Origin of the sequence: Morganella psychrotolerans (assembly GCF_001676055.1) — a bacterium.
Lineage (GTDB): Bacteria > Pseudomonadota > Gammaproteobacteria > Enterobacterales > Enterobacteriaceae > Morganella > Morganella psychrotolerans_B.
On the sequence record NZ_LZEX01000034.1, the window covers coordinates 335661 to 356577 of the forward strand.

Annotated in this window: 22 protein-coding genes and 1 pseudogene; 13 read left to right on the top strand and 10 right to left on the bottom strand. The window is 48.9% G+C overall.

Annotated features, from left to right (window positions below; translation table 11 throughout):
• The first annotated feature begins 27 nt into the window (after positions 1-27).
• Positions 28-816 (top strand): DJ-1/PfpI family protein, encoded by a 789-nt coding sequence (locus AYY17_RS15500; RefSeq protein WP_067425013.1) that lies wholly within the window; start codon positions 28-30, stop codon positions 814-816.
• On the opposite strand, the gene AYY17_RS15505 is transcribed toward AYY17_RS15500, so the two are convergent.
• From AYY17_RS15505 to AYY17_RS15515, 3 genes are all read right to left on the bottom strand, one after another.
• Positions 792-1856 carry an alpha/beta hydrolase family protein gene (locus AYY17_RS15505; protein ID WP_235845409.1) on the bottom strand — a complete coding sequence of 355 codons (1065 nt, stop codon included), beginning with the start codon at positions 1854-1856 and terminating at the stop codon, positions 792-794. The two genes, AYY17_RS15500 and AYY17_RS15505, sit on opposite strands and share 25 nt — an antisense overlap.
• Entirely contained in the window at positions 1856-2587 is a 732-nt protein-coding gene (locus AYY17_RS15510) for a GNAT family N-acetyltransferase (RefSeq protein WP_067425017.1), read from the bottom strand. The genes AYY17_RS15505 and AYY17_RS15510 overlap by 1 nt, the downstream gene beginning before the upstream one ends.
• Before the next feature lie 127 nt (positions 2588-2714).
• Positions 2715-3617 carry a LysR substrate-binding domain-containing protein gene (locus AYY17_RS15515; RefSeq protein ID WP_067425020.1) on the bottom strand — a complete coding sequence of 301 codons (903 nt, stop codon included), beginning with the start codon at positions 3615-3617 and terminating at the stop codon, positions 2715-2717.
• A gap of 116 nt (positions 3618-3733) precedes the next feature.
• Here AYY17_RS15515 and AYY17_RS15520 point away from each other — a divergent pair, with 116 nt between their 5' ends.
• A complete protein-coding gene (locus AYY17_RS15520; protein WP_067425023.1) occupies positions 3734-4918 on the top strand; it encodes an MFS transporter in 1185 nt (394 codons plus the stop codon).
• Between the two features lie 71 nt (positions 4919-4989).
• Here AYY17_RS15520 and AYY17_RS15525 read toward each other — a convergent pair whose 3' ends face one another.
• Positions 4990-5787, bottom strand: coding sequence for a helix-turn-helix transcriptional regulator (locus tag AYY17_RS15525; protein WP_067425026.1), 798 nt, complete (start codon positions 5785-5787; stop codon positions 4990-4992).
• 210 nt (positions 5788-5997) lie between these two features.
• On the opposite strand from AYY17_RS15525, the gene AYY17_RS15530 reads away from it, so the two are divergent.
• Positions 5998-7410 (top strand): MFS transporter, encoded by a 1413-nt coding sequence (locus AYY17_RS15530; protein ID WP_067425028.1) that lies wholly within the window; start codon positions 5998-6000, stop codon positions 7408-7410.
• Here AYY17_RS15530 and AYY17_RS15535 read toward each other — a convergent pair.
• Positions 7334-8574 (bottom strand): annotated as a pseudogene (locus AYY17_RS15535) (MFS transporter). The gene AYY17_RS15530 and the pseudogene AYY17_RS15535 sit on opposite strands and share 77 nt — an antisense overlap.
• Before the next feature lie 97 nt (positions 8575-8671).
• Between AYY17_RS15535 and AYY17_RS15540 the strand changes: the two are divergent.
• The 3 genes from AYY17_RS15540 (at position 8672) to AYY17_RS15550 (ending at position 10536) form a co-directional block, all read left to right on the top strand.
• Positions 8672-9598 (top strand): LysR family transcriptional regulator, encoded by a 927-nt coding sequence (locus tag AYY17_RS15540; protein ID WP_067425031.1) that lies wholly within the window; start codon positions 8672-8674, stop codon positions 9596-9598.
• Between the two features lie 93 nt (positions 9599-9691).
• Entirely contained in the window at positions 9692-10150 is a 459-nt protein-coding gene (locus tag AYY17_RS15545) for a nucleoside deaminase (protein WP_067425034.1), read from the top strand.
• A gap of 71 nt (positions 10151-10221) precedes the next feature.
• The gene (locus AYY17_RS15550) at positions 10222-10536 is read left to right on the top strand and encodes a hypothetical protein (protein WP_067425036.1); all 315 of its coding nucleotides are present in this window, start codon (positions 10222-10224) and stop codon (positions 10534-10536) included.
• A 31-nt stretch (positions 10537-10567) separates the two neighbouring features.
• On the opposite strand, the gene AYY17_RS15555 is transcribed toward AYY17_RS15550, so the two are convergent.
• The gene (locus AYY17_RS15555) at positions 10568-11089 is read right to left on the bottom strand and encodes a GNAT family N-acetyltransferase (RefSeq protein WP_067425039.1); all 522 of its coding nucleotides are present in this window, start codon (positions 11087-11089) and stop codon (positions 10568-10570) included.
• A gap of 341 nt (positions 11090-11430) precedes the next feature.
• On the opposite strand from AYY17_RS15555, the gene AYY17_RS15560 reads away from it, so the two are divergent.
• Positions 11431-12021 carry a phosphatase PAP2 family protein gene (locus AYY17_RS15560; RefSeq protein ID WP_067406114.1) on the top strand — a complete coding sequence of 197 codons (591 nt, stop codon included), beginning with the start codon at positions 11431-11433 and terminating at the stop codon, positions 12019-12021.
• Positions 12022-12185: 164 nt separating this feature from the next.
• Here AYY17_RS15560 and metC read toward each other — a convergent pair whose 3' ends face one another.
• Together metC and AYY17_RS15570 are read right to left on the bottom strand one after the other, a co-directional pair.
• A complete protein-coding gene (gene metC / locus AYY17_RS15565) occupies positions 12186-13361 on the bottom strand; it encodes a cystathionine beta-lyase (protein WP_067425041.1) in 1176 nt (391 codons plus the stop codon).
• A 37-nt stretch (positions 13362-13398) separates the two neighbouring features.
• Entirely contained in the window at positions 13399-14685 is a 1287-nt protein-coding gene (locus AYY17_RS15570) for an amino acid permease (protein WP_067425044.1), read from the bottom strand.
• A gap of 265 nt (positions 14686-14950) precedes the next feature.
• On the opposite strand from AYY17_RS15570, the gene AYY17_RS15575 reads away from it, so the two are divergent.
• Positions 14951-15940 carry a LysR family transcriptional regulator gene (locus AYY17_RS15575; RefSeq protein WP_067425047.1) on the top strand — a complete coding sequence of 330 codons (990 nt, stop codon included), beginning with the start codon at positions 14951-14953 and terminating at the stop codon, positions 15938-15940.
• On the opposite strand, the gene AYY17_RS15580 is transcribed toward AYY17_RS15575, so the two are convergent.
• Positions 15910-16563, bottom strand: coding sequence for a GNAT family N-acetyltransferase (locus AYY17_RS15580; RefSeq protein WP_067425050.1), 654 nt, complete (start codon positions 16561-16563; stop codon positions 15910-15912). The two genes, AYY17_RS15575 and AYY17_RS15580, sit on opposite strands and share 31 nt — an antisense overlap.
• 158 nt (positions 16564-16721) lie before the next feature.
• Here AYY17_RS15580 and AYY17_RS15585 point away from each other — a divergent pair, with 158 nt between their 5' ends.
• From AYY17_RS15585 to AYY17_RS15600, 4 genes are all read left to right on the top strand, one after another.
• Positions 16722-17309 (top strand): NUDIX domain-containing protein, encoded by a 588-nt coding sequence (locus tag AYY17_RS15585; RefSeq protein WP_067425053.1) that lies wholly within the window; start codon positions 16722-16724, stop codon positions 17307-17309.
• A 34-nt stretch (positions 17310-17343) separates the two neighbouring features.
• Positions 17344-17883 (top strand): DUF3828 domain-containing protein, encoded by a 540-nt coding sequence (locus AYY17_RS15590; protein WP_067425055.1) that lies wholly within the window; start codon positions 17344-17346, stop codon positions 17881-17883.
• Positions 17884-18006: 123 nt separating this feature from the next.
• Complete coding sequence (locus tag AYY17_RS15595) at positions 18007-18912, top strand: DMT family transporter (RefSeq protein ID WP_067425130.1); 906 nt, start codon at positions 18007-18009, stop codon at positions 18910-18912.
• Between the two features lie 71 nt (positions 18913-18983).
• Positions 18984-19475, top strand: coding sequence for a P-loop nucleotide/nucleoside kinase family protein (locus AYY17_RS15600; RefSeq protein WP_067425058.1), 492 nt, complete (start codon positions 18984-18986; stop codon positions 19473-19475).
• Here AYY17_RS15600 and AYY17_RS15605 read toward each other — a convergent pair.
• Positions 19462-20058 (bottom strand): TetR/AcrR family transcriptional regulator, encoded by a 597-nt coding sequence (locus tag AYY17_RS15605; RefSeq protein ID WP_082981420.1) that lies wholly within the window; start codon positions 20056-20058, stop codon positions 19462-19464. The genes AYY17_RS15600 and AYY17_RS15605 overlap by 14 nt on opposite strands.
• Positions 20059-20366: 308 nt before the next feature.
• Here AYY17_RS15605 and sugE point away from each other — a divergent pair, with 308 nt between their 5' ends.
• Positions 20367-20687, top strand: a complete 321-nt coding sequence (gene sugE, locus AYY17_RS15610; RefSeq protein ID WP_067406091.1) for a quaternary ammonium compound efflux SMR transporter SugE — start codon at positions 20367-20369, stop codon at positions 20685-20687.
• Positions 20688-20917 lie beyond the last annotated feature (230 nt).

Sequence of the window (20917 nt, forward strand, 5' to 3'; positions counted from 1 at the left end):
CATCTTCTGCTGAACGGAGTATCTCTGATGTCTGAACAAAACTATACAGTAAACACCCCTTACGGGCTTACCACTCCGTCAATTCAGGCTCTGGTCGCTGCCGGACGGGCACAACAGCCTGCATTACTGAAAGTCGGTATCTTTGTCAGTCCCGGTTTTATGCCGATGGATATTAACGGTGCGCAGTCTGTGTTTACAATTGCCGGAGCGGAGATCCATCTTATCTGGAAGCATAAGGAACTGGTGGAGGGCTATATCGGCTGGCCGACGATGCCGACCATGACATTTGAAGAATGCCCTGATGACCTCGATGTGCTGGTTGTCGGAATGGTGCCGCCGGAAGTGATTGAAGATCCTGCTGTTATCGGGTTTTTCGCGGATAAGGGACGCAAGGCAAAATATGTCATTGGCACCTGTTACGGCTCACTGATGCTGGGAACGGCCGGATTATTAGAGGGCAAACGGGCAACCAGCAACAGCAATGTGGTGCCGATGCTGCCCGATGTGGGTGCAACGCCGGTCAGCGGCAGTGAAGTTGTTATTGATGGCAATATTTATACATCGGGTCCGGCGACCGGCTCTTTTGATGCATCTTTGCGGGTATTACAGGCTCTGCGCGGGGAAGAACTTGCTGCGCTGGTTGAACTGGCCATCGAGTATGATCCGCGCCCGCCGTTTGGTACAGGTTCCCCGGAACTGGCGGGTGCTGAAATGACAGGGATCGCACAAAGCATGACCGCGCCGCTGAATCAGCTTTATCATGCGGCCGCAAAGCGTGGTTATGCAGGTTATCAGGCTTTACAGACGGGCAGATAGGGTGTTAAATCCGGTTTTTTGTTTTCTATCCAGTCTGTAATCAGATTGAGGGCGCCGGGGTAATAGGCATCGCGTCCGGAATACAGAAAATGCCACCGGCGCAGTACCGGCCAGTCGCTTTCCAACTGATAGTTAAAGGCGGGTGCGCGGAGCAGTCCGTGACCTGCCTGCGGAACAACCATCACATCCGCCTGCGGGTTATCTTTCAGAGCTGACTGATAACGACAGGCATCCGCGCGCGCATTCACATTTAAATCTTCCGCACCCCAGACCGCCAATACGCGCCCGTTCATATGCGGCAGGTCAGCGGATGAATCACTCAGGTAATTTTTTGCCACGAAGGCAAAGCGATCCGGCGTCATATCACTGCGGTTTGCCGGGTCTTTTGAACCATTCATGGAGAAAATACGGTCATTTTCTGTTTGCTCTTCAGCCAGTAAACGGGCGATATCATCAGGCGTTTTTCCCTGCTGCGCATAGCGTAATTTCTGATAAAACTGCCCCTGATCCCGCCAGTTAACTGCGGCGCCGATAATCACTGAGAATGCCGGATGTGATTGACCCGCTGCCGCCGGGATAACCCATCCCGCCTGGGAAAAACCGAGAAATCCGACTTGCACAGTGCCGCCCGGATAGCGGGACTGAATAAAGCGCAGTGCTGCTGCCGCTTCTTCTGCGCGATCAGGCATTGATTGATCCAGCCAGTTTCCCCGGCTGCTGCCGACACCGGCTTTATCCCATGAAAACACGGCAATACCGGCATCTGTCAGTGTATTAAACAGCGGGCTGTAACCCATATTGGAATAGCGATCCTGCGGGCCATCGCCGTGAATAATAACGGCAACCGCCGCCGGTTGTCCGCTTCCGGGTAACAGAAGTGTGCCGGAAAGGGTATTACCCTGTGATTCAAAGGTCAGTTCCTGCTGTATCGTGTTGTCAAAATCGAAATCATCAAGGTGGCTGGTAAAAACCAGCAGGAGTCCGGCTGTTATCAGCAGGAGAATAAATCCAACGAGTATCCGTTTGCAGTAGTGTGCCATCATATGCCCTTAATAATAAAATTCCACTGTGCAAACGGCGTAAAACCGCTGTGTTCAGCGAGGGCAAGAGACGGTGCATTATTCAGCTGACAACGGTACTGCGGTGTAAAACCGGCCTGCAATGCAGCATGGCTCAGTGCGCGGACCGCCAGTGAAGCAAAGCCCTGTTTGCGGTATCCGGGATGTGTAAGTACACCGATATCCATCAATCGGGATGTTTCCCACGGATATGCGCTGGCAACGGCAACAAGCTGTTTGTTTTTAAACACACCGTAAACCAGGTGATGATCAGGTTCAACACCGGCGATATCGAGATCATCTTCATTATTTTCCGCACAAAACCGGGTAAAAATTGCCTCATCGGCAGCGGTCAGTGTACGGACATAATCAGGAAATGTGGAATTCAGCAGGACAGATTCCGCCTGCGTGGTGAGATAAAAAAACTGGTCGGCATGGCTCCAGTGAAGTCCGTTCTGAGCAATACGGGCAAGAAACTCATTCCGCGACAACACGGGGTTCTGCTGTAATCTGAGCTGACGGGCAAGATCGTCTGTTACCTGAATCCGGTCTTCCTGCGCCATCCGCAGCCACATGGCATCGTAACCCTCTTCCAAATCAGTCCTGCACATCAGACGCAATGCCGGCTGTGTCACCAGCACATGACCGTGCTGATATTCCTCTTCCCAATGGCGGGTGATAACGGCAGGAAATACGGGATCCGACGCTTGCATGATTATCTCTCTCATTAATTGTTTACCCTGATCATTATCCGGTGATCGCAGGCAGACTAAACAATCTGAAAAATAATGTCGAACATTTCCCTGAGCCATCCGTCGCGGCTTAATATTGTGTTCAGATTCAGCTCAGACGTTTGAGGCTCTGGCTGTGCTGCACAATGAAATCGATAAAGCAGCGCAGGCGCGGGGAGAGAGTCTGGCTCCTGTAATAGACGGCATGAATAGGTTGTTTGCTTTCATACGTAAATGAGGTCAGGATCTGCCGGAATTCGCCGCTTTCACGCACCTCGTGGGTCATAAAGTCAGACATACAGACAATCCCTGCACCCTGACGGGTCAGGTTACAGAGTATTTCCCCGCTGCTGGCGGAAATTGAAGGGGTAATTTTCAGTCCTTTTTTATCATCATGGAACAATGGCCATTCATTCAGACTTTCCGGTGAGGTAAATCCCAGCAGGCGGTGCTGTGTCAGCTCCTGCGGTGTTTTGGGTTCGCCATATTGTTGCAGATAGCGCGGGCTGGCTAAAATACGTAACCGGCTGTGACCCAGCAGTGTGGCGTGAAGAGAGGAATCCGCGAGCGGGCCGATACGAAATGCAATATCTGTCTGTTTTTCAAGTAAATTAATCACACCTTCATAGTTGGTCAGTTCCAGGCGGATTTGCGGGTAGATCTCATTAAACTGTGCCACCAACGGTGTTATCACATGTATAAGAAAAGGGGTTGATGCATCCACCCGCAAAATACCGGACGGGATCAGCTGGTGGTTCATCAATACGTCTTCTGCTTCCTGCGCAAGTTGTACGACATCCCGGGCTTTGTGCAAAAATACCGCGCCTTCCTCACTCAGTTTCAGCCGCCGGGTCGTGCGTAAGACCAGCGTGCTGTTCATTTTTTCTTCCAGACGCAGCAGGGCGCGGCTGGTGGCAGAAACTGTCAGTCCGCTTTGTGCGGCGGCGGCAGTGATAGATCCGCTGTCCACCACAGCGATAAATACCCGCATCTCTTCCAGCGTAATGTTCATTTTCGCGTTTCACTCAATTATTTTTTGCAGATTAACGACTATTTCCGCCAGAATCAATGTGACACAATCGCCGCACTTACAACAAAGTGGCGTTGTTATTATTTTCTGAGGACATTATGCGAACAAATACTGCACTGTTATCCCTTTCTGTCGGGGCTTTTGCTATCGGTGCGACCGAATTTTCCCCGATGGGCATGCTGCCGGAAATCGCCGGTTCACTGGCGGTTTCCATTCCCACTGCCGGTATGCTGGTTGTGGTGTATGCGCTGGGCGTCATGTTGGGTGCGCCAATTATGACATTGTTATTAATTAAGCGTTCACCGAAAGCCGCCCTGATTTTTCTGATGAGTATTTTTACCCTCGGCAATATTTTGTCGGCGCTGTCGCCGAATTATGACATGTTGCTTATCGCCCGCTTTATTACCAGTCTGAATCACGGCGCATTTTTCGGGATAGGCGCGATGGTGGCGACCCGCGTAGTAGCGAAAGGGAAAGAGGCGGGCGCTATCGCCGGGATGTTTATGGGGCTTACCATTGCCAATATCGGCGGCGTACCGGCGATCACCCGGTTATCCCAGATACTGGGCTGGCGGGAATCTTTCTTTGCTATCAGTGTATTAGGGCTGATAACTATGCTGGCACTGTTGCGCTCTCTGCCGCGTAATATGCAGGGACAAGAGCTGAATCTGCGGCGTGAATTACAGGTACTGACCCGCCCGGCCGTGTTACTGGCGATGCTGTGTACTGTGCTCGGTGCCAGTGCGATGTTTACATTTTATACTTATATTTCGCCGTCACTGATGTTTATCTCCGGTGTGCCGGAAGCACAAATCAGTATTATGCTGATACTGGTTGGTCTGGGATTCACGCTGGGGAACTACCTGGGCGGTGTCTGGGCAAACCGCTCAGTTTCCCGCACGCTATACGGATTATTTACCCTGCTGGCGCTGACAATGGTACTGTTCCCGATGGTAGCAAGTGACAGTGTCACGGCGGGCGTGATGCTGGTTATCTGGGGACTGGCAAGTTTCGGGATTGTGCCGCCGTTACAGGTGAAAGTGATGCAGGTGGCATCAGATGCACAGGCGCTGGCATCATCGGTCAATATCGGGGCGTTTAACCTGGGTAATGCCATTGGTGCGGCGCTGGGAGCATCTGTCCTGGCGAACGGCGGGGATTATTCTGCGGTCAGTTATGCCGGTGCTGCGGTTGCTGCGGGCGGGTTAATCATCCTTCAGGTCACATTGCATCAGGCAAAACGTCAGCGGGTAATGAACGCAAGACACTGTACTGAGAACTGAGTTTTTTGATTCCGCGTGATAAAACCTGTCCGGCAGAGTGTGCCGGACAGGTTTTATCTGAACCGGGGGGGTTATTCTTCATCACTGACCGGCGTGTATACCAGCAGCCGGTTGGACTTATCAATATCAAATGTCAGTGACGCGTACTCGTAGGTTTCCCGCTTTCCGTCAAACTCAATCTCCCGCATTCCGTTACAGGGCTGATAGATCTCATGAATATTCCACAGCCGGTCAAATACCGGGGATCTTTCACATAATGTACGGATAAGCAACTGAATCGCCGGGTCTTGTTTTGTCCGCGCATAATCACGGCGGAAACTGGCGAGCAGGCGCTGCGCATCAATATCCCAGTCAGTAAAACGGGTCTGATAGCGAGGATCAGTAAACAGCAGATACAAAAAGTTGCGCATTTTGGGTGCGGCATCAGAAAAATGAAAATATCTGTCCGCTTTGTCATTATACGCCAGTACATCCCAGTGCAGATTCAGGACATAACAGAGATAGCTGTCCGGAAAATCCGCCAGCATACGGGTGATCACGGCGGGGACATGATGCTCTGTTTCACCGGTGGCTTCCGGTGCCCGCTGATGCGCCAGCAGATAAAGGTGCTGACGTTCCGCATCATTGAGCTGCAACGTTCGCGCAAGGTTATCCAGAAAGCGGGTGGAAACCCCGATTTCACGACCCTGCTCCAGCCAGGTGTACCAGGTCAGCCCGACACCCGCGAGTGCCGCAACTTCTTCGCGGCGCAGCCCGGGTGTACGGCGCCGTGAGGTGTGGGGCAGACCCGCACTCGCAGGTGTCAGACTTTCGCGTTTTGTCCGCAGGAAATCAGCCAGTTCCGGGCGGGTCCGGGTTTTATCATTCATTGATGGTTGTCCTTTATAATCAATTGTATTTTGTCAGCCGGTTGCTTTTAGTAATAGTATAAACGGTTAAATTGTAACAGGATAACACACCAATTATAGTCTCATTCCTGCTTATACCTTTAATCATTCAAACTGCAGATTCGTTGGCGCAGGGAAGCCTGCATCCTGAATGACGTCGGGTATAGAATTGGTTACATAATGAGATAAATAATGAATCAACAACAACGGATCGTGCTGTTTGTATTAGTTCTTGCCGGGTTTGTCACTATTTTTGATTTATTTGTGGTTAATGTGGCGATTGTCAGTATTGAGCGCGATTTACACACCAGTTTTACGGAATTGACACTGATTATTGTCGGGTATGAACTGGCTTTCGGGCTGTTGCTTATCACCGGCGGACGTCTTGGTGATATTTACGGGCGGCGCTGTTTGTACCGCGTCGGTATGACCTGTTTTACCGTCGCATCACTGTTATGTGCATTTGCACCCACCGCAACACTGCTGGTGACCGCCCGGTTTATCCAGGGTCTGGCCGCCGCGCTGCTGTTTCCGCAGGTCTACGCCGGGATCCGCCTTAATTTTGATGAAACACAGGCAAAAAAAGCCTTCGGTTATCTGGGAATGACGCTCGGGCTTGCCGCGATCGCCGGGCAGGCGCTGGGTGGCTGGCTCATTACACTGGATTTGTTTGGCATGGGCTGGCGGCTGATTTTTCTGGTTAATCTGCCGGTCGGCATTCTGGCGCTGATACTATCCCGTTATTTACAGGAAGGGCGGGCAGAAGGCCGGTTAACGCCGGACTGGTTCGGTGTCCTGCTTTCAGCGGCTGCCGTCAGTATGCTGTTGCTGCCGTTACTGATGTTACCGGTATGGGGTTGGGATCTGCGGAGCAGCGGATTATTTATCAGCGGTATTATTTTGTTGTGGTGCTTTGTCCGCCATGAAATGAATCTTTCCCGTGCCGGCAGGACGCCGTTGTTTGACATGGCAATACTGCGCAACGGGAAGTTTGTTACCGGCACCGGTGTGGTGGTCTGTGTGTATGCCACTTCTTCGGCATTTCCGCTGGTCCTGTCATTACTGCTGCAAAATGTCATGGGCGCAACGCCACTGGAAGCCGGGCTGATTTTTGTCCCGTCGAGCATCGGGTTTGTTATCGCCTCATTTATCATGCCCCGCGCAATAATTAAACGCGGGGAGCGCGTTATTTTCCGTGGTGCATTGTGGTATGCCGCCGGTTATCTCGCACTGATAGCAGGGCTTTATCTGTTACCCGCCGGAGAGACGCCATGGCTTCTCACTCCGCTGCTGTTCTGGATTGGTTTCACCCAGGCAATGATCATGACGCCGATGCTGAATCTGGTGCTCTCCCGTGTTTCTGCGCCGGAGACCGGAATGGCTTCCGGACTGACCGCCACACTGCAACAAATTGGTGCGGCGGCAGGGGCTACCGCCGTATCTGTTATTTTGCAATTTTCTCTCAGGTCTGCTGATACCCCCGCCTTAACATCCGATCCGGTTTCCGCGTTCAGCCTGAGTCTCGGGTTTAATATTCTGATGGCATTGTGTGCCGCGTGGTTTCTTTACCGGCTGACGCGCAAGTCCTGCGTGAGCGGAGAATAAAAACAGCGGTCAATAACAGGGCGGCAAACAGGCAGCTCAGGGCTGCGCTGATATCCCCCTGAAGTGCGAATGCGGAGACAAATACGCCGCCGGCAGCAGACCCGGCGGCTATCCCTGCATTAAAAAAGGCAATATAAAGAGAGCCGGTTATTTCAATATCCGGCGCACTGAAGCGGATCATCCAGGTCATCAGTACAACAGACACACCGCCATAAGTCAGACCCCAGAGAATGATCAGCGGGATGCGGGCGCTCATCACCGGCGGCAGAAAAAGCATCCCGGCCAGTGCGAGCGTAATCCCGGTAATAATACCAAAAACAGCCCGGTACAGATGACGTCCGGCAAGCAGCCCGAACAGAAAGTTTCCGGCGATCCCCGCAATTCCGTAAAGCGCGAGTAATCCGCTCAGGTAGCGGGGTTGCAGTTGCGGATCCTCATGCAGTAACGGACGGATAAAGGTAAACACCATAAAATGTCCGGTCACCAGCAGCAGCGTGATAAATAAACCGGTACGGATAACCGGGCGGCGTAATTGACTCATAAACCGGCTTACCGCCGGTGCCTGTGCGCAGGGTAAAGAGGGCAGGCAGACCATTTGTAACAGCAGAATAACCAGGGCGAATGCACTCATGATAGTGAATACCCCCCGCCAGCCTGTCAGTTCTCCCAGCATGATCCCCGCGGGATCCCGAGTACGGAAGCGGCAGCCACGCCGCCGAAAATCAATGATGTTGCAGCAGCAACCGACCGGGGGGGTAACAGACGGACAGCAATACCACCGGCTATCGCCCAGATCCCGCCGATACTCAGTCCGACAATAATCCGTGCGGTAATCAGTACATAAAAATGTGTTGCCAGAGCTGCACTGATGTTTGCCAGCATCAGTAACGCCATCAGGATCATCAGCAGGGCACGCCGGTTCAGTCTGCCGGCAAATAAAATAACCAGCGGGGAGCAGAAAGCCGCGACGATTGCCGGAATGGTCAGCAACAGGCTGACCTGTGCCTGCGGTACATCAAAATCAGCGGCGATGGGGCTGAGTAATCCGACCGGCAGCATTTCCGTGGTAACGACGGCAAAGGTGGCAAGTGTGACGGTAATAACGGAAAGCCATCCCCGCCGTAATGATGGTAATGGCAGAGATAAACAATGATTGGCTGACATATATTCCTCATAAAAATAAACATAACTTGAGGCATCAGTCTATCTGCGCCAATATGGTAGATAAACAGGGGTTTTGGCGTAACACCGGGGACAAATCGTGGCAAATAAAAATCGTTTATTACTGGATAATTTATTTGATGTGCTGGTATTTGTGCGGGTCAGTGAAACCGGAAATTTCACCTCGGCGGCAGAAAAGTTGCAAATTTCCCGCTCGGCGGCCGGAAAATGTATTCAGCGGCTGGAAAACAGAGTCAGTACCCGCCTGCTGCACCGGACAACCCGGCAAATTCGTCTCAGTGAAGAGGGAGAACGCTTTTATCTTCATGCAAAACGGATTTTATCTGAGGTGGATGATGCAGAAAATGCACTGTATGAAGGGCAGCAAACCCCGTCGGGCACATTGCGGATTGACCTGCCTGTGGTATTCGGGCGCCGCTATGTGCTGCCGGTTTTGCAGGACTTTACCGCACAATGGGCGGATGTGGAGATTGATGTCAGTTTTTCTGATGATTACTGTGATTTGGTACAGGAAGGTATTGATGTGGCAATCCGCATCGGCGGAAACGATGACAGCCGCCTGGTCCGCAAAGTGCTGGCACCGCACCGCCTTATTACCTGTGCGTCGCCGGACTACCTGGCCCGGAAAGGGACACCGGAAACACCGGATGAACTGGCGGCACATGAATGTCTGGTTTTTTGCCATCTCGGGCGGCGGGTTGGCTGGCAGTTCAGCCGTGATAAACAGATAATATCGCTCCCGGTCACCGGAAGAATGCGTTTGGGAGACACCGGCGCTATCCTGGATGCGGCGCTTGCAGGGAACGGCATTTGTCAGATTGGTGCATTTCTTGCGGGACCGCTGATAGCGCAGGGTAAATTAATACCGCTGCTGAACCCTTTTTCAGCTCCCGGAGAACCGGTGTGTGCGGTTTATCCGTCAAAACAGTTTTTACCGCCTAAAGTCCGCCAGTTTCTGACGTTGCTTGAAACCCGCTGGCAGGGTAAAGCAATATGGGACTATTAAGGAAACGAATAGTGTAACTTGTGTGCAGAACGATATTATTCAGATTTCCGGCTGTTATGATGAACATTGCCGATTGGTTAATAAGGATCCCGAATGACTGACAAACAGTTTTTGCAGCAGGCGATTGCACTGGCACGCCGCAATATTGGAAAAGGCGGACGTCCGTTCGGCGCTGTTATAGTGAAAGACGGCAACATTATCAGTGAAGGTGTTAATCAGATGGCTGAACTGAATGACCCGACAGCACATGCCGAATTGCTGGCATTGCGCCATGCCGGACAGGCACTCCGTCAGACCCGGCTGGAAGGTTGTGTGGTTTACGCCAGTGGTCAGCCGTGTCCGATGTGTCTGGCAGCTATGCGCATGGCCGGTATTACCCGGGCAGTTTATGCGTATTCAAATGCCGATGCACAGCCCTATGGTTTATCAACAGAGGTGATTGCGGTGGCATTACGGGCAGATCCTCATGAACAGGCCGGATTTTCGTTTACACAACAAAAACCGGATGATGAGCCGTCGCTGTATGCACAATGGCAGGCGCATCAGCATTAAGTCATCAAAAAAACAGCTGACGCTTCCTGCCGTGGTTGTTTCTGTTATAATCGTCCCTGCATAACCCGGTTATGTTCCTCTTCGTTTTTCCTGCGTTTTACACTGCTGCTATTACTGCGATGCGTCTGTTTTTCCTGTCGTTTTATCTGTATGAATTATCCCCTGATAATGTGGGCAATCTGCGGTTTTTGTTCCGTAATATCAGTACCGCGCCACTGCCGGTTTCTCACAAAACAGGAAAAATCCGCGATAATTCCCGGCTGATTGGTTTTCTGATGGCAAAAGGTCTGTGGAATGGCACGGTTGTAACACTATTATTATTGTGTGTAGCCACCGGGCTGACAGGGTACTTAATCCGCCCGGGAAAGAGTAAAAATAATAAATGAGAGGTATTCAAAAGCAATATAACAGCATGTATTACAGTTTTTTCTCCATTATAAATAACTGAGAGGATTGCTGTGCGGTTTCAAATGCAAGTGTGCCGGTTTTTATCATGCCCTGTGACTGATAAAAGTGTTGTGCACCGGTGTTATTTTCCAATACTTCCAACCATAAACCGGGCTGGTTACGGCTGCGGGCAAATGTTTCTATCAATCTGAAGACCGTTTTTCCGTAACCTTTTCCGGTTTCACCGGGTAAAAAATAAAGTTTGTTCAGCAGCATTGCACAATATTCGCTCGTTTCTATCCGGCTATTTTCTGTTAATTTACAAAATCCGATTATTTTTTCATCAGCACAGATAAAAAACCAGAATACACCGGGCGTCATCAGGCTTTGCTGTAAGGGCTCCGGGTGATATTCATTGTTCAAATACGTATTTAATTCTGCCACTGAATCCCAATAACCGGTAAAATGGTGCCGGTAAGCTTTGTCACCCGCGTCACTGAGTACCGTGATTTCATCAGGTGTAACAGGCTGTAAAGTGAGTAATACTGTCATTTTAGTTTACCTTATTAACGTTATTTTTTAATATAATGATTTTTAATGAAATGGTTTGATTTATCAGCCGGGTTTAAGGTTCTGTTATATCTGACCGGTAAAATATAACCCTGATAATGAGTAAATTAATGTCTCTTGTATCAATATTATGCGCCTGTTTTCCGAAAAAATTAGGAATTATCCCTATGAAACGAAGTAATGGTAAGTTATTGATAATAATTGGATTATGCAAATCATCATAAAATGACATGATAGTATTTGTTGTATCAGTGTGTTAAAACACAGTGTACTGAAAATCAGAAAAACAGTTCAATTGATTTTTTATAAAAGGATATTTTCAGATGATGTTTATCGACAGGGTCATTCACCTGGTGCTTAGTGGTATTATTATTGTCGGTGTTTACCAGTTTTATTTTTTTACACAACGAAACATGGTACGGCCTGTTAAAACGTTTAATTCATCCATTGATGAGAAAATTCCTTTCTGGCCCTGGTGGTCATGGATATACAGCTTTCTTTATTACCCGGCAATTCTTTATCTGAACTGGATAATTCAGGACTCACGACAGTTTATTATCATCGTATTCAGCTATGTGATTTTGTTGTTTATGCAGATGTTTTTCTTTGTTGTCTACCCGGTTGCCGCACCTGCACACTGGCGTCAGATGAATACAGGGAAGAAAGCATCTGAGAAATTTTTGCAGTTTGTACAGAAATTTGATGATTCTTCAAACTGTTTCCCGAGCATGCATGTCTCCGTTGCCACATTAACAGCATTACTGGCTTATGCATCACTGGGTCCGTGGGTATTTATGTTCCCGCTGCTGATTGCATTGTCCTGTATGTTTACCAAACAGCATTATGTGATTGATTTACCTGCCGGTGCTGTGCTGGGCTGGATTGCGTTTCAGTGCTATGAATTTTTGATTTAACCTTTTCCTTACGTTTGATTAGTTGACTCACTATTATTGGTACCCTCACTGACTTCCTTGCCGCATAATTATATGCGGCTTTTTTTTATGCGCGTCCGTATACAAAAGACCGGCAAAATGCCGGTCTTTTAAACTATCCATACCCGTGTTTTTCAGGTGAGATATCACTTTGCCATACGCGCGAATCCGTCGGCTAAATCTGTTTTCAGGTCATCGCTGTCTTCCAGCCCGATTTGCAGACGCAATGTCAGCCCGCCCGGGTTCCACTGGGTTACTGTGCGGTATTCTGCGCAGTCAAACGGGATGATCAGACTTTCAAATCCGCCCCACGAATAGCCCATCCCGAAAATAGAAAGACCATCCAGTAATTTCCCGATATCGTCTTGTGTAAATTTAGGATCCAGTACAATGGAGAACAACCCGGAAGAGCCGGTGAAATCCCGTTTCCAGATGTCATGACCCGGGCAATCCGGAAATGCCGGATGCAGCACCCGGATAACCTCCGGCCGTGCTTTCAGCCAGTGCGCCATATCCAGCGCCCGCGCCTGTGCTTCTTTCAGACGGATTGGCAGAGTACGCAGCCCGCGCAGGGCGAGGAAACAATCTTCAGCGCCCGGCAGCATCGCCATTAAATCATAGGTTTCACGCAGTGCAGGCCACCAGGCGGCATTGGCGGAGACAATACCCATCAGTAAGTCTGAGTGTCCGCCCAGGTATTTTGTTCCGGCTTCGAGAGAGATATCACATCCCATATCATGGGCGCGGAAGAACAACGGGGTCGCCCAGGTATTATCTATAATCGTGGCGATATTATGGCGTTTTGCAACGGCCACAATCGCCGGAACGTCCTGAACTTCAAAGCTCTGGGAGCCCGGGGACTCAAGGAAAATGGTGGTGGTGTTGCTCTGAATCAGAGATTCAATATCACTGCCTGCCATCGGGTCATAATAAGTGGTGACAATCCCCATCTTGTTCAGCAGCCCGTGGCAGAAATTGCGGGTCGGGCGGTATACACTGTCCGGCATCAGAAGGTGATCGCCGGTTTTCAGTGTTGTCAGCAATGCCAGCACAATCGCACCCAGCCCTGAGGGTGATAATACCGTGCCTTCAGCACCGGCAAGGGCGCTCCAGGACTGCTCCAGATTTTTGATAGTCGGCGTGCCCGCCGTGCCGTAGTTAAACTCAGCCCGGTTATTGAGCAGGGCATCCATGGTCGGAAATACGACTGTCGACCCCCGGTAAACCGGGGCATTAACAAAACCTGACTGCGCTGCCGGGTCCCGGCCTAACTGAGTGATTTGTGTATCAATATGAAATTCGGAAACCGCTTTTTTCGTCATAAAATCCTCACACATAAACAGGGCTGTTCATACAGCATTATTCGAAAAACTTAAAGAACGGAGAGAGGCACAGTAACACACCAAAAAAGATGATAAACCAGACTGTTGCCCCTTTGTATTTATGTAATACCGGCACGCGATACACCAGGTAGCACGGGATCAGGCAGGAGACGATGCCGAATAACGGGCCGCCCAACTGCATGAAAAAGAGAATTGAAAAGCGTGTGGATACCCAGAACCACAGAGCCAGGATAACACCTGCGCATACGCTGTAATGCAATACCGTGTGATTAATTCGCTCCTGCGGCATAAAACGGCTCAGCAGGTTAACAACAATGCCTTTAATGGCCTCCTGGAAGCCCAGATAAATACCGAGAAACGCGGTCAGGATGGCGAAAATATTGAGCATCGCGGTCATTACTTTCACTACAGAACCCGGAATAACCTGAGCAGCAATCGCCAGCGCAGAGATATTTTGTTCAAATGCGGAAACTGCCTGCTCATGACTGATTGAGAACGTGAATGAAAATGCAAAGAACAACACGGCAACGGCTAAAATAATGTAAGCAACACGGTTTGCGCGGATAGCCCGGTATGTCGCGATACGTTTATCTTTTTCCACTCTGCGGTAAGCAATGTTCATCGGGCTTAAAATCTGCACAAACAGAATAGAGAACAGGGTAAACGGCAGTGTCAGAAACACGTCACGTAAAAAAGGCAGAATATCAGGAAATGCTGTGATATTGGCGAAATTCCAGTATGGCACCATCACCACACCAAGTAATACGATAATACCGAATTTCACAATGACCATCGGGCCGGAGATTTTAAATAACAGGCGTTCGCCCTGAGCGGCAATAGCGACCAGCACTGTCAGAATAATCAGTCCGTACCAGACGGAATCAGACCATAACCCTTCAGATAAACCAAACGTTTTGATATAGGATGCACTGTCAAATGTGACCGCCAGTGAGTAGGAGAACATGCCGTGTAACAGCATCAGGAAATAGGCTATCCCGAGTGCCACACCCCAGTTTTTCCCCAGATATTGGGTAATTACGCTGGCATAATCTTCACACTCCTCTGATTCGGATAATGTGCGCAGATATAAATTTTGCAGCCAGTAAATTGCCGGATAAGAGAGTAATGTGGCCGCAATAAAGACCCAGATACCTTTAATTCCGACCTGCACCGGCATAAATACAATACCGGAACCAATTGCCATACCGATACATAAAATAACCCAGCCGGTATCATATTTGGTAAACGGGATCTTTCGTAAATCGTTTTGTGAGTTTGCACCTGTCTGAATGCTGTCTTGCATAGTCAATTCCTCAACGTTCTATACTCTTATTCATTCAAACTGCAGGTTCGTTGGCTACACTCAGCCCGTCGGGTCACATACTTATGTATGCTCCCCGGCGGTCGGAGCTTGCCGCCTGCCTGCAATCTGAATGACGTTGGGTATAAATTTAATTATTAAAAAAGTCAGGAACAACGTGAATATATTTTTGTTGTATGAGTACAGTGAGTGTTATAAAACCGTTGTTATAGTAAGCGGTAACACGCAGTCTGAATAGGGTGACACCATGCTAATAAATAAAAACACTTTTGCGTTTAAAGCAAAAATAGACAGCTATGCGATTTTCCGGCATCTGGAACTTTTCATTAAAATCGTGGAGTGTAACAGCCTGAGTGGTGCGGCGAAAAAACTGAATGTTACGCCTTCTTCAGTCAGTCGTGGGCTTCAGCAACTGGAAGAGCAGTTAGGTGTGGTATTGCTGAAACGAACCACCCGTAATTTTGTGCTGACAGAAGCTGGTCGCTATTTATTGCAGAGAGCGCAACAGTTACTGGCAGATCTGGATGATTCATTAGTAAACACGGCCAGTTTTTATCAGCACGCACAGGGACAGTTAAAAATAACCTGTTCGATTGCATTTGGTGTCTGCCATTTAATGCGGCTTTACAGTGAATACCGGGAAAATAATCCACAGGTGTGGCTTTCGGTTGATCTCAATGATGCATTAATTAATTTAAATGAAACTGACTTTGATATTGCATTGCGTATTACCAGCCATCCGCCGGATAATTTTGCATTACGTAAATTATGCAATATTAATTGGGTGTATTGCGGCAGCCGCCACTATTTTGAACAACATGGTATTCCCGAATCACCGGCAGATATTGCATTGCACCGCTGCTTAATTAATCCGAATATTCCCGATACCTGGCGAATGACGGATAAAGACGGTGTGGCATTTCCTCTGGCAATTAATAATGTTATTGAAGTAAACAGCAGCCTGGGATTGCTGGAAGCGGCGCGTTGTCATCAGGGAATTGTATGCCTGCCGACATATATGCTAGGGGACTATATTAATAATGGTGAGTTATTACCGGTGCTGACGGATTATAACCCGAAAACAACCCCGTTTGCGCTTTATGCGCTGTACAGTCCGGCGCATACGCATGCGCCGAAGATCAGGACATTTATTGATTTCCTGGCGGATAAGCTGCCGTCAGATCCGCCGTGGGACAGTTGGATGCATCAGGACAGAGCCGGCAACTCACCGGCATAAACATAATAGGTTTCAGTGACATCATGACCGCCCCAGTCATAAGGCTGTGCGGCAATGCGCTGTAAACCTTTATGCTCATAGAACCCGAAATCTGAGTCACTGTCAGTCCAGAGAAAATAGCGGGCTGCATTGTTATCGCGCAGATAGCGCATAGCATGCTGCCAGAGCTGGTTGCCTATCCCGCGTCCGCGGTAACGGGCATCAATCATAAACAGATTGAGCGAGGCATCAAAAGGGCGCCCACAGTGTGTCAGTAATTCTCCGTTAATAATCAGAGTATTAAGATACAGTTCGAACAGACTCTCTTCCTGTGCGGGCTCTTTGGCAATAATATTTTTCAGGGCACGGTACTGACGGGTTTTGGCGTTCACTTTTTGTATCAGATCCGGGGCTGCGGTAACCGCCATAATCCCTGCAATTGCCTCTGCGTCACGCACCACAAAAATACGCGAAGAGGTCAGAATGACATCATCGAGTAAAAATTCCGCCATCGGCAGGACTTTCTCTTTCGGGATCCAACTGCGGTAATCCCAGGTGGTGATAATCAGCTCATTAATCTGTGTGATATCAGTGTCAGTGATATTGTGTAACTCGCTGTAATTCAGTGCCTGAGTGTCACTCATGCGAATATTGCCTTCTGAAGTCATTGTCTGTTGATATTATATCGTTTGAGTTATGACGACCGCAAATTATCCTGCCCGGTTTAGCAATTGCGCGGCAATAATAAAGAGATTAGAGTGTTTAACGCATCCGTCTTTCTTGTCTGATAATCAGGTGGCTAATGACTTCTCCGCACGATCGTGTCCGTATTATTGATACCATCACTCTTTCTGATAACTGGTATATTCTCAGGAAATATGTTTTTGATTATCTGCGCAGTGACGGCACCTGGCAACGTCAGGAACGGGAAGCGTATGACCGGGGAAACGGCGCAGTTATTTTGCTCTATAACCGCAGTAAAAACAGTGTGATACTGATACGTCAGTTCCGGTTTCCCGTGTTCATCAACGGACATGATGGTTTTCTGATTGAAGCCGCCGCCGGTTTGCTGGAAGAAAAAGATCCGGTATCGCGAATTAAAGCGGAAGCCGAAGAAGAAACCGGGTTTCATATCACTGAAGTGGAAAAAATCTTTGAAGCTTTTATGAGTCCGGGATCAGTGACAGAAAAACTCTACTTCTTTATAGCGGAATATCAGGACAATAACCGCCTGAATCAGGGCGGTGGGCTGAAAGAAGAGGGCGAAGATGTCGAAGTGCTTGAAATGACGTTTGATGATGCCCTTGCCGCCATCCGCAGCGGTGACATTATTGACGGTAAAACGATCATGTTATTACAGTATCTGGCGTTATCCGGGAGAATGGCATGATGTGCAGGGTGGTATAATGCGAAGCAGAATAATTATGAAAACAGCAATAAAAACAGTTAAATCTCTCTTCCTTATTCCGGGGCTGCTTTTGCCTTTATCTGCCGGAGCCGCACTATTACCGGCAGAATCACCCGTCAGTGTGGTACTGGATTTTTACCGGCTGAATTTACAGGACTCATCATCTGACGGGTATGACCGGAGTGTAAAACAGTATGTCACACTGACACTGCAAAAAAATATTAATGATTCAACCAGTTGTAATTATGACAGTGACGATACTGATCAGGCGCTGTGTGATACACCACGGCCCTGTAAAACCACAGAGAATCATTCAGCCTGCCTGTGGGGCGATAACTGGGTTGAAAACGATGTAAATTATTACACCAAATCGCAGGATATTTATGATTCCTGGGTCAATTACCGCGACGCACATACCGAATCACAAACAGACGAAATGGCAACGGTACTCGTAACTCTCGGTAATCCGCCGGATGAATTATTACCGCTGCGGGTAACCGTTGTTAATGAAAAAGGATACTGGAAAATCAATAATGTGGCGTTGATAGCACAGTGATTTTCCGGGAAAACGGGATAGTCAGCTGATATCCGGTATATTATTTCAGTTATGGTAAAATCAGGAGAGGAACCGCACGCGGTATATGACACTTCATAATCGTGCAGTGGTTTGCAGAATATTATGGCTTTACGAGAGAAAGACAATGCCATCGCCATTACCGGGCTGGTCATTTTAACACTGATCTGGAGTTACAGCTGGATCGCCATGAAACAGGTCACCCGCTACATTGATGCGTTTGATTTTACGGCAATGCGCTGTGTATTCAGCGCCATTATGCTACTGCTGGTACTGTATATCCGTGCGCGGATAACAGGGCGAAAGATCCGGTTTACACCATTCAGATACACACTGGGAATTGCGGTGCTGCAAACCTGCGGTATGGTCGGGCTGGCGCAGTGGGCGCTGGTCAGCGGCGGTGCCGGAAAGGTGGCTATTCTCAGTTATACCATGCCGTTCTGGGTGGTGATTATGGCGGCTGTTTTTCTGGGCGAGCGGATGCGCCGCCTGCAATATGCGGCTATTGCCGTGGCTGCCGCCGGGCTTGTGTGTGTTATTCAGCCCTGGTCCCTTGATTTTTCATCGATGAAAAGTGCCTTTCTGGCGATTGCCTCCGGGATAAGCTGGGGGGCGAGTGCGATTGTGGCGAAAAGAATGTACCGTCGCTATCCGCAACTGGATTTACTCTCTCTCACGACCTGGCAGATGGTGTATGCTGCCGTTGTAATGACGGTTGTGGCTTTACTGGTTCCGCAGCGGGCAATTGACTGGCAGCCCTATGTGTTCTGGGCGCTGAGTTACAGCGCGATACTTGCAACCGCCGTTGCCTGGAGCTTATGGTTATTTGTTCTGAAAAAATTACCAGCCGGTATTGCCAGCCTGAGCACATTAGCTGTACCGGTGTGTGGTGTTCTGTTTTCCTGGTGGCTGTTGGGCGAGGAACCCGGACGGACAGAAGCAACAGGAATTATCATGATTGTGCTGGCACTTGCGGTGATCAGTATCAAAATACCTAAAAAAGCGGCATGAATACCCGCAACAGATCCACGCTGATTATTATCTCCTCCCTATAGCGGGGAGATGTGTTTTAAGGAGAAGATATGTCAGATACACAATCCGCGGGACTGCTTCATTTTTTCTGCGGCAAAATTGCATCGGGTAAATCCACGCTGGCGAACCAGTTAGTTCGCGAAGAAAATGCTGTTCTTGTGACTGAAGATAGCTGGCTGGCGGCACTGTATCCCGGGGAAATTACCGGGCTTGCCGGTTATATTGAAAAAAGCGGATTACTGAAGTCTGTTCTCGCACCGCACCTGACCGACCTTTTACGTGCGGGAAATACACTGGTGCTGGATTTTCCGGCGAATACACCTTTACAGCGCCAGTGGCTGAAAGGGCTGGCAGAGCAGTCAGGGTGTCAATATTGCTGTCATGTACTGAGTGCTGATGATGACGAATGCAAACGCCGGCTGGCACTGCGCAATCAGACAGGTGAAAATCCGTTTACCACATCAGCGGAACAATTTGACCTGATCACCGCACATTTCAGCTATCCGACAGAAGAAGAGGGGCTGGTGGTCAGTTACCGCTGAATCTGTTCAGTTGATCGGCAAGCAACGTTTTTACCAGCCAGACAGCTTCACTGATAACTTTTGGTTTCAGTGCCGGGTCTTTGATCATCATGATGCATAAAGATTCGGTTGCCCCGAAAATCATGATGGCCGTCCATTCAGGGATCCGGAAATTTTCCGGCAGGTATTTTTGCAGCGAACGCTGAAGGATCTGACAGAAAAAATCCTGCACGTCTAATCCGATATCTGAAAATTCCGGATACGCTTTCAGTGCCGCTACTGTAGCATTAAAGGCTTCCCCGTCATCTGCCATACACTCAAAATAAGTGGTAATACATACGGTTACCGCGTCCTTCAGATCAGAAATCGGCTTCTCCATCTGTGCATTCATCCGTGCGGTAAGCGCATCATCACTGTATTTAAATAGTGCATGCAGCAGGGATTTCCGGTTACCGAAATGCTTATACGTCACCGGTTTGGTGACACCGGCCCTCTCTGCAAGGGTGATTAATGTCAGCGCATCCGTCCCTTTTTCCAGGATGATGGCATTGGCGGCATTCAGCAGTTGGATCTGGCGCTCATCGCGCTGTAAACGTCCGGACAAGTTCATCTCCTTATTATGGATTCAAAAACGGGAACGCAGAAAGTGTATCACAGACTTGCGGAGCAAATCAGGCAGTAAAAAGATCTGAAAACGCTTTACAAGTTACCAAAGGTAACATATAACTATACTAAAGGTAACTTGTAATATTCATCTGTTATTAACCAATACATACCCAACGTCATTCAGAGTGCAGGAAGGCGGCAAGGGAAGTCAGACGGGGAGCATACATTAGTATGTGACCCGGCGGGCGTAGCGAAGCCCAGACCCTGCGGTTTGAATGAATAAGGGTATTTTAGTGAGGAAGTACCATGCCGTGGATTTTATTAATTACTGCCGGTCTGTTTGAAGTCGTCTGGGCGTTTACTATGAAACAGTCTGAAGGATTTACAAAATTAGGCCCGTCTGTGATAACCATTATTGCAATGCTGATAAGTTTCGGACTGCTTGCTGCCGCCATGCGTGCACTGCCGCTGGGCACCGCATATACCATCTGGACCGGTATCGGGGCGATTGGTGCCTTTATTGTCGGGATCACGGTTCTGGGCGAACCGGCAAATATGATGCGGATACTTGCCGGGGTGCTGATTGTGTCCGGCCTGGTACTGATGAAATTATCCAGCCCGGCGTAATAATGGCTATCCGTGCCTGTAAATAATTCTGTGGTGCGACAGGAGGCTGTGATTGTTTCAGTCAGTCTGCTGTCTCACCGGCAGCAAGCGCATTTATAATAAGTTGAAATATAACAGTTAAATTTTTATCAGATAAATATGCTGCAGCGGCTGCAACACGATATTCTGTGTTTACGCCTTTTGGATTTATTTCACAGAGCTTAAAATCTGATGATTCAGTTTTATTTATT

Coding starts and splice junctions, on each gene's coding strand:
- AYY17_RS15560 (WP_067406114.1), top strand. CDS start 11,431: ATGATGTTTATCGACAGGGTCATTCACCTGGTGCTTAGTGGTATTATT.
- metC (WP_067425041.1), bottom strand. CDS start 13,361: ATGACGAAAAAAGCGGTTTCCGAATTTCATATTGATACACAAATCACT.
- AYY17_RS15555 (WP_067425039.1), bottom strand. CDS start 11,089: ATGACAGTATTACTCACTTTACAGCCTGTTACACCTGATGAAATCACG.
- AYY17_RS15515 (WP_067425020.1), bottom strand. CDS start 3,617: ATGAACATTACGCTGGAAGAGATGCGGGTATTTATCGCTGTGGTGGAC.
- AYY17_RS15505 (WP_235845409.1), bottom strand. CDS start 1,856: ATGGCACACTACTGCAAACGGATACTCGTTGGATTTATTCTCCTGCTG.
- AYY17_RS15575 (WP_067425047.1), top strand. CDS start 14,951: ATGCTAATAAATAAAAACACTTTTGCGTTTAAAGCAAAAATAGACAGC.
- AYY17_RS15580 (WP_067425050.1), bottom strand. CDS start 16,563: ATGAGTGACACTCAGGCACTGAATTACAGCGAGTTACACAATATCACT.
- AYY17_RS15590 (WP_067425055.1), top strand. CDS start 17,344: ATGAAAACAGCAATAAAAACAGTTAAATCTCTCTTCCTTATTCCGGGG.
- AYY17_RS15595 (WP_067425130.1), top strand. CDS start 18,007: ATGGCTTTACGAGAGAAAGACAATGCCATCGCCATTACCGGGCTGGTC.
- AYY17_RS15585 (WP_067425053.1), top strand. CDS start 16,722: ATGACTTCTCCGCACGATCGTGTCCGTATTATTGATACCATCACTCTT.
- AYY17_RS15570 (WP_067425044.1), bottom strand. CDS start 14,685: ATGCAAGACAGCATTCAGACAGGTGCAAACTCACAAAACGATTTACGA.
- AYY17_RS15525 (WP_067425026.1), bottom strand. CDS start 5,787: ATGAATGATAAAACCCGGACCCGCCCGGAACTGGCTGATTTCCTGCGG.
- AYY17_RS15600 (WP_067425058.1), top strand. CDS start 18,984: ATGTCAGATACACAATCCGCGGGACTGCTTCATTTTTTCTGCGGCAAA.
- AYY17_RS15550 (WP_067425036.1), top strand. CDS start 10,222: ATGTTCCTCTTCGTTTTTCCTGCGTTTTACACTGCTGCTATTACTGCG.
- AYY17_RS15530 (WP_067425028.1), top strand. CDS start 5,998: ATGAATCAACAACAACGGATCGTGCTGTTTGTATTAGTTCTTGCCGGG.
- AYY17_RS15500 (WP_067425013.1), top strand. CDS start 28: ATGTCTGAACAAAACTATACAGTAAACACCCCTTACGGGCTTACCACT.
- sugE (WP_067406091.1), top strand. CDS start 20,367: ATGCCGTGGATTTTATTAATTACTGCCGGTCTGTTTGAAGTCGTCTGG.
- AYY17_RS15520 (WP_067425023.1), top strand. CDS start 3,734: ATGCGAACAAATACTGCACTGTTATCCCTTTCTGTCGGGGCTTTTGCT.
- AYY17_RS15545 (WP_067425034.1), top strand. CDS start 9,692: ATGACTGACAAACAGTTTTTGCAGCAGGCGATTGCACTGGCACGCCGC.
- AYY17_RS15510 (WP_067425017.1), bottom strand. CDS start 2,587: ATGCAAGCGTCGGATCCCGTATTTCCTGCCGTTATCACCCGCCATTGG.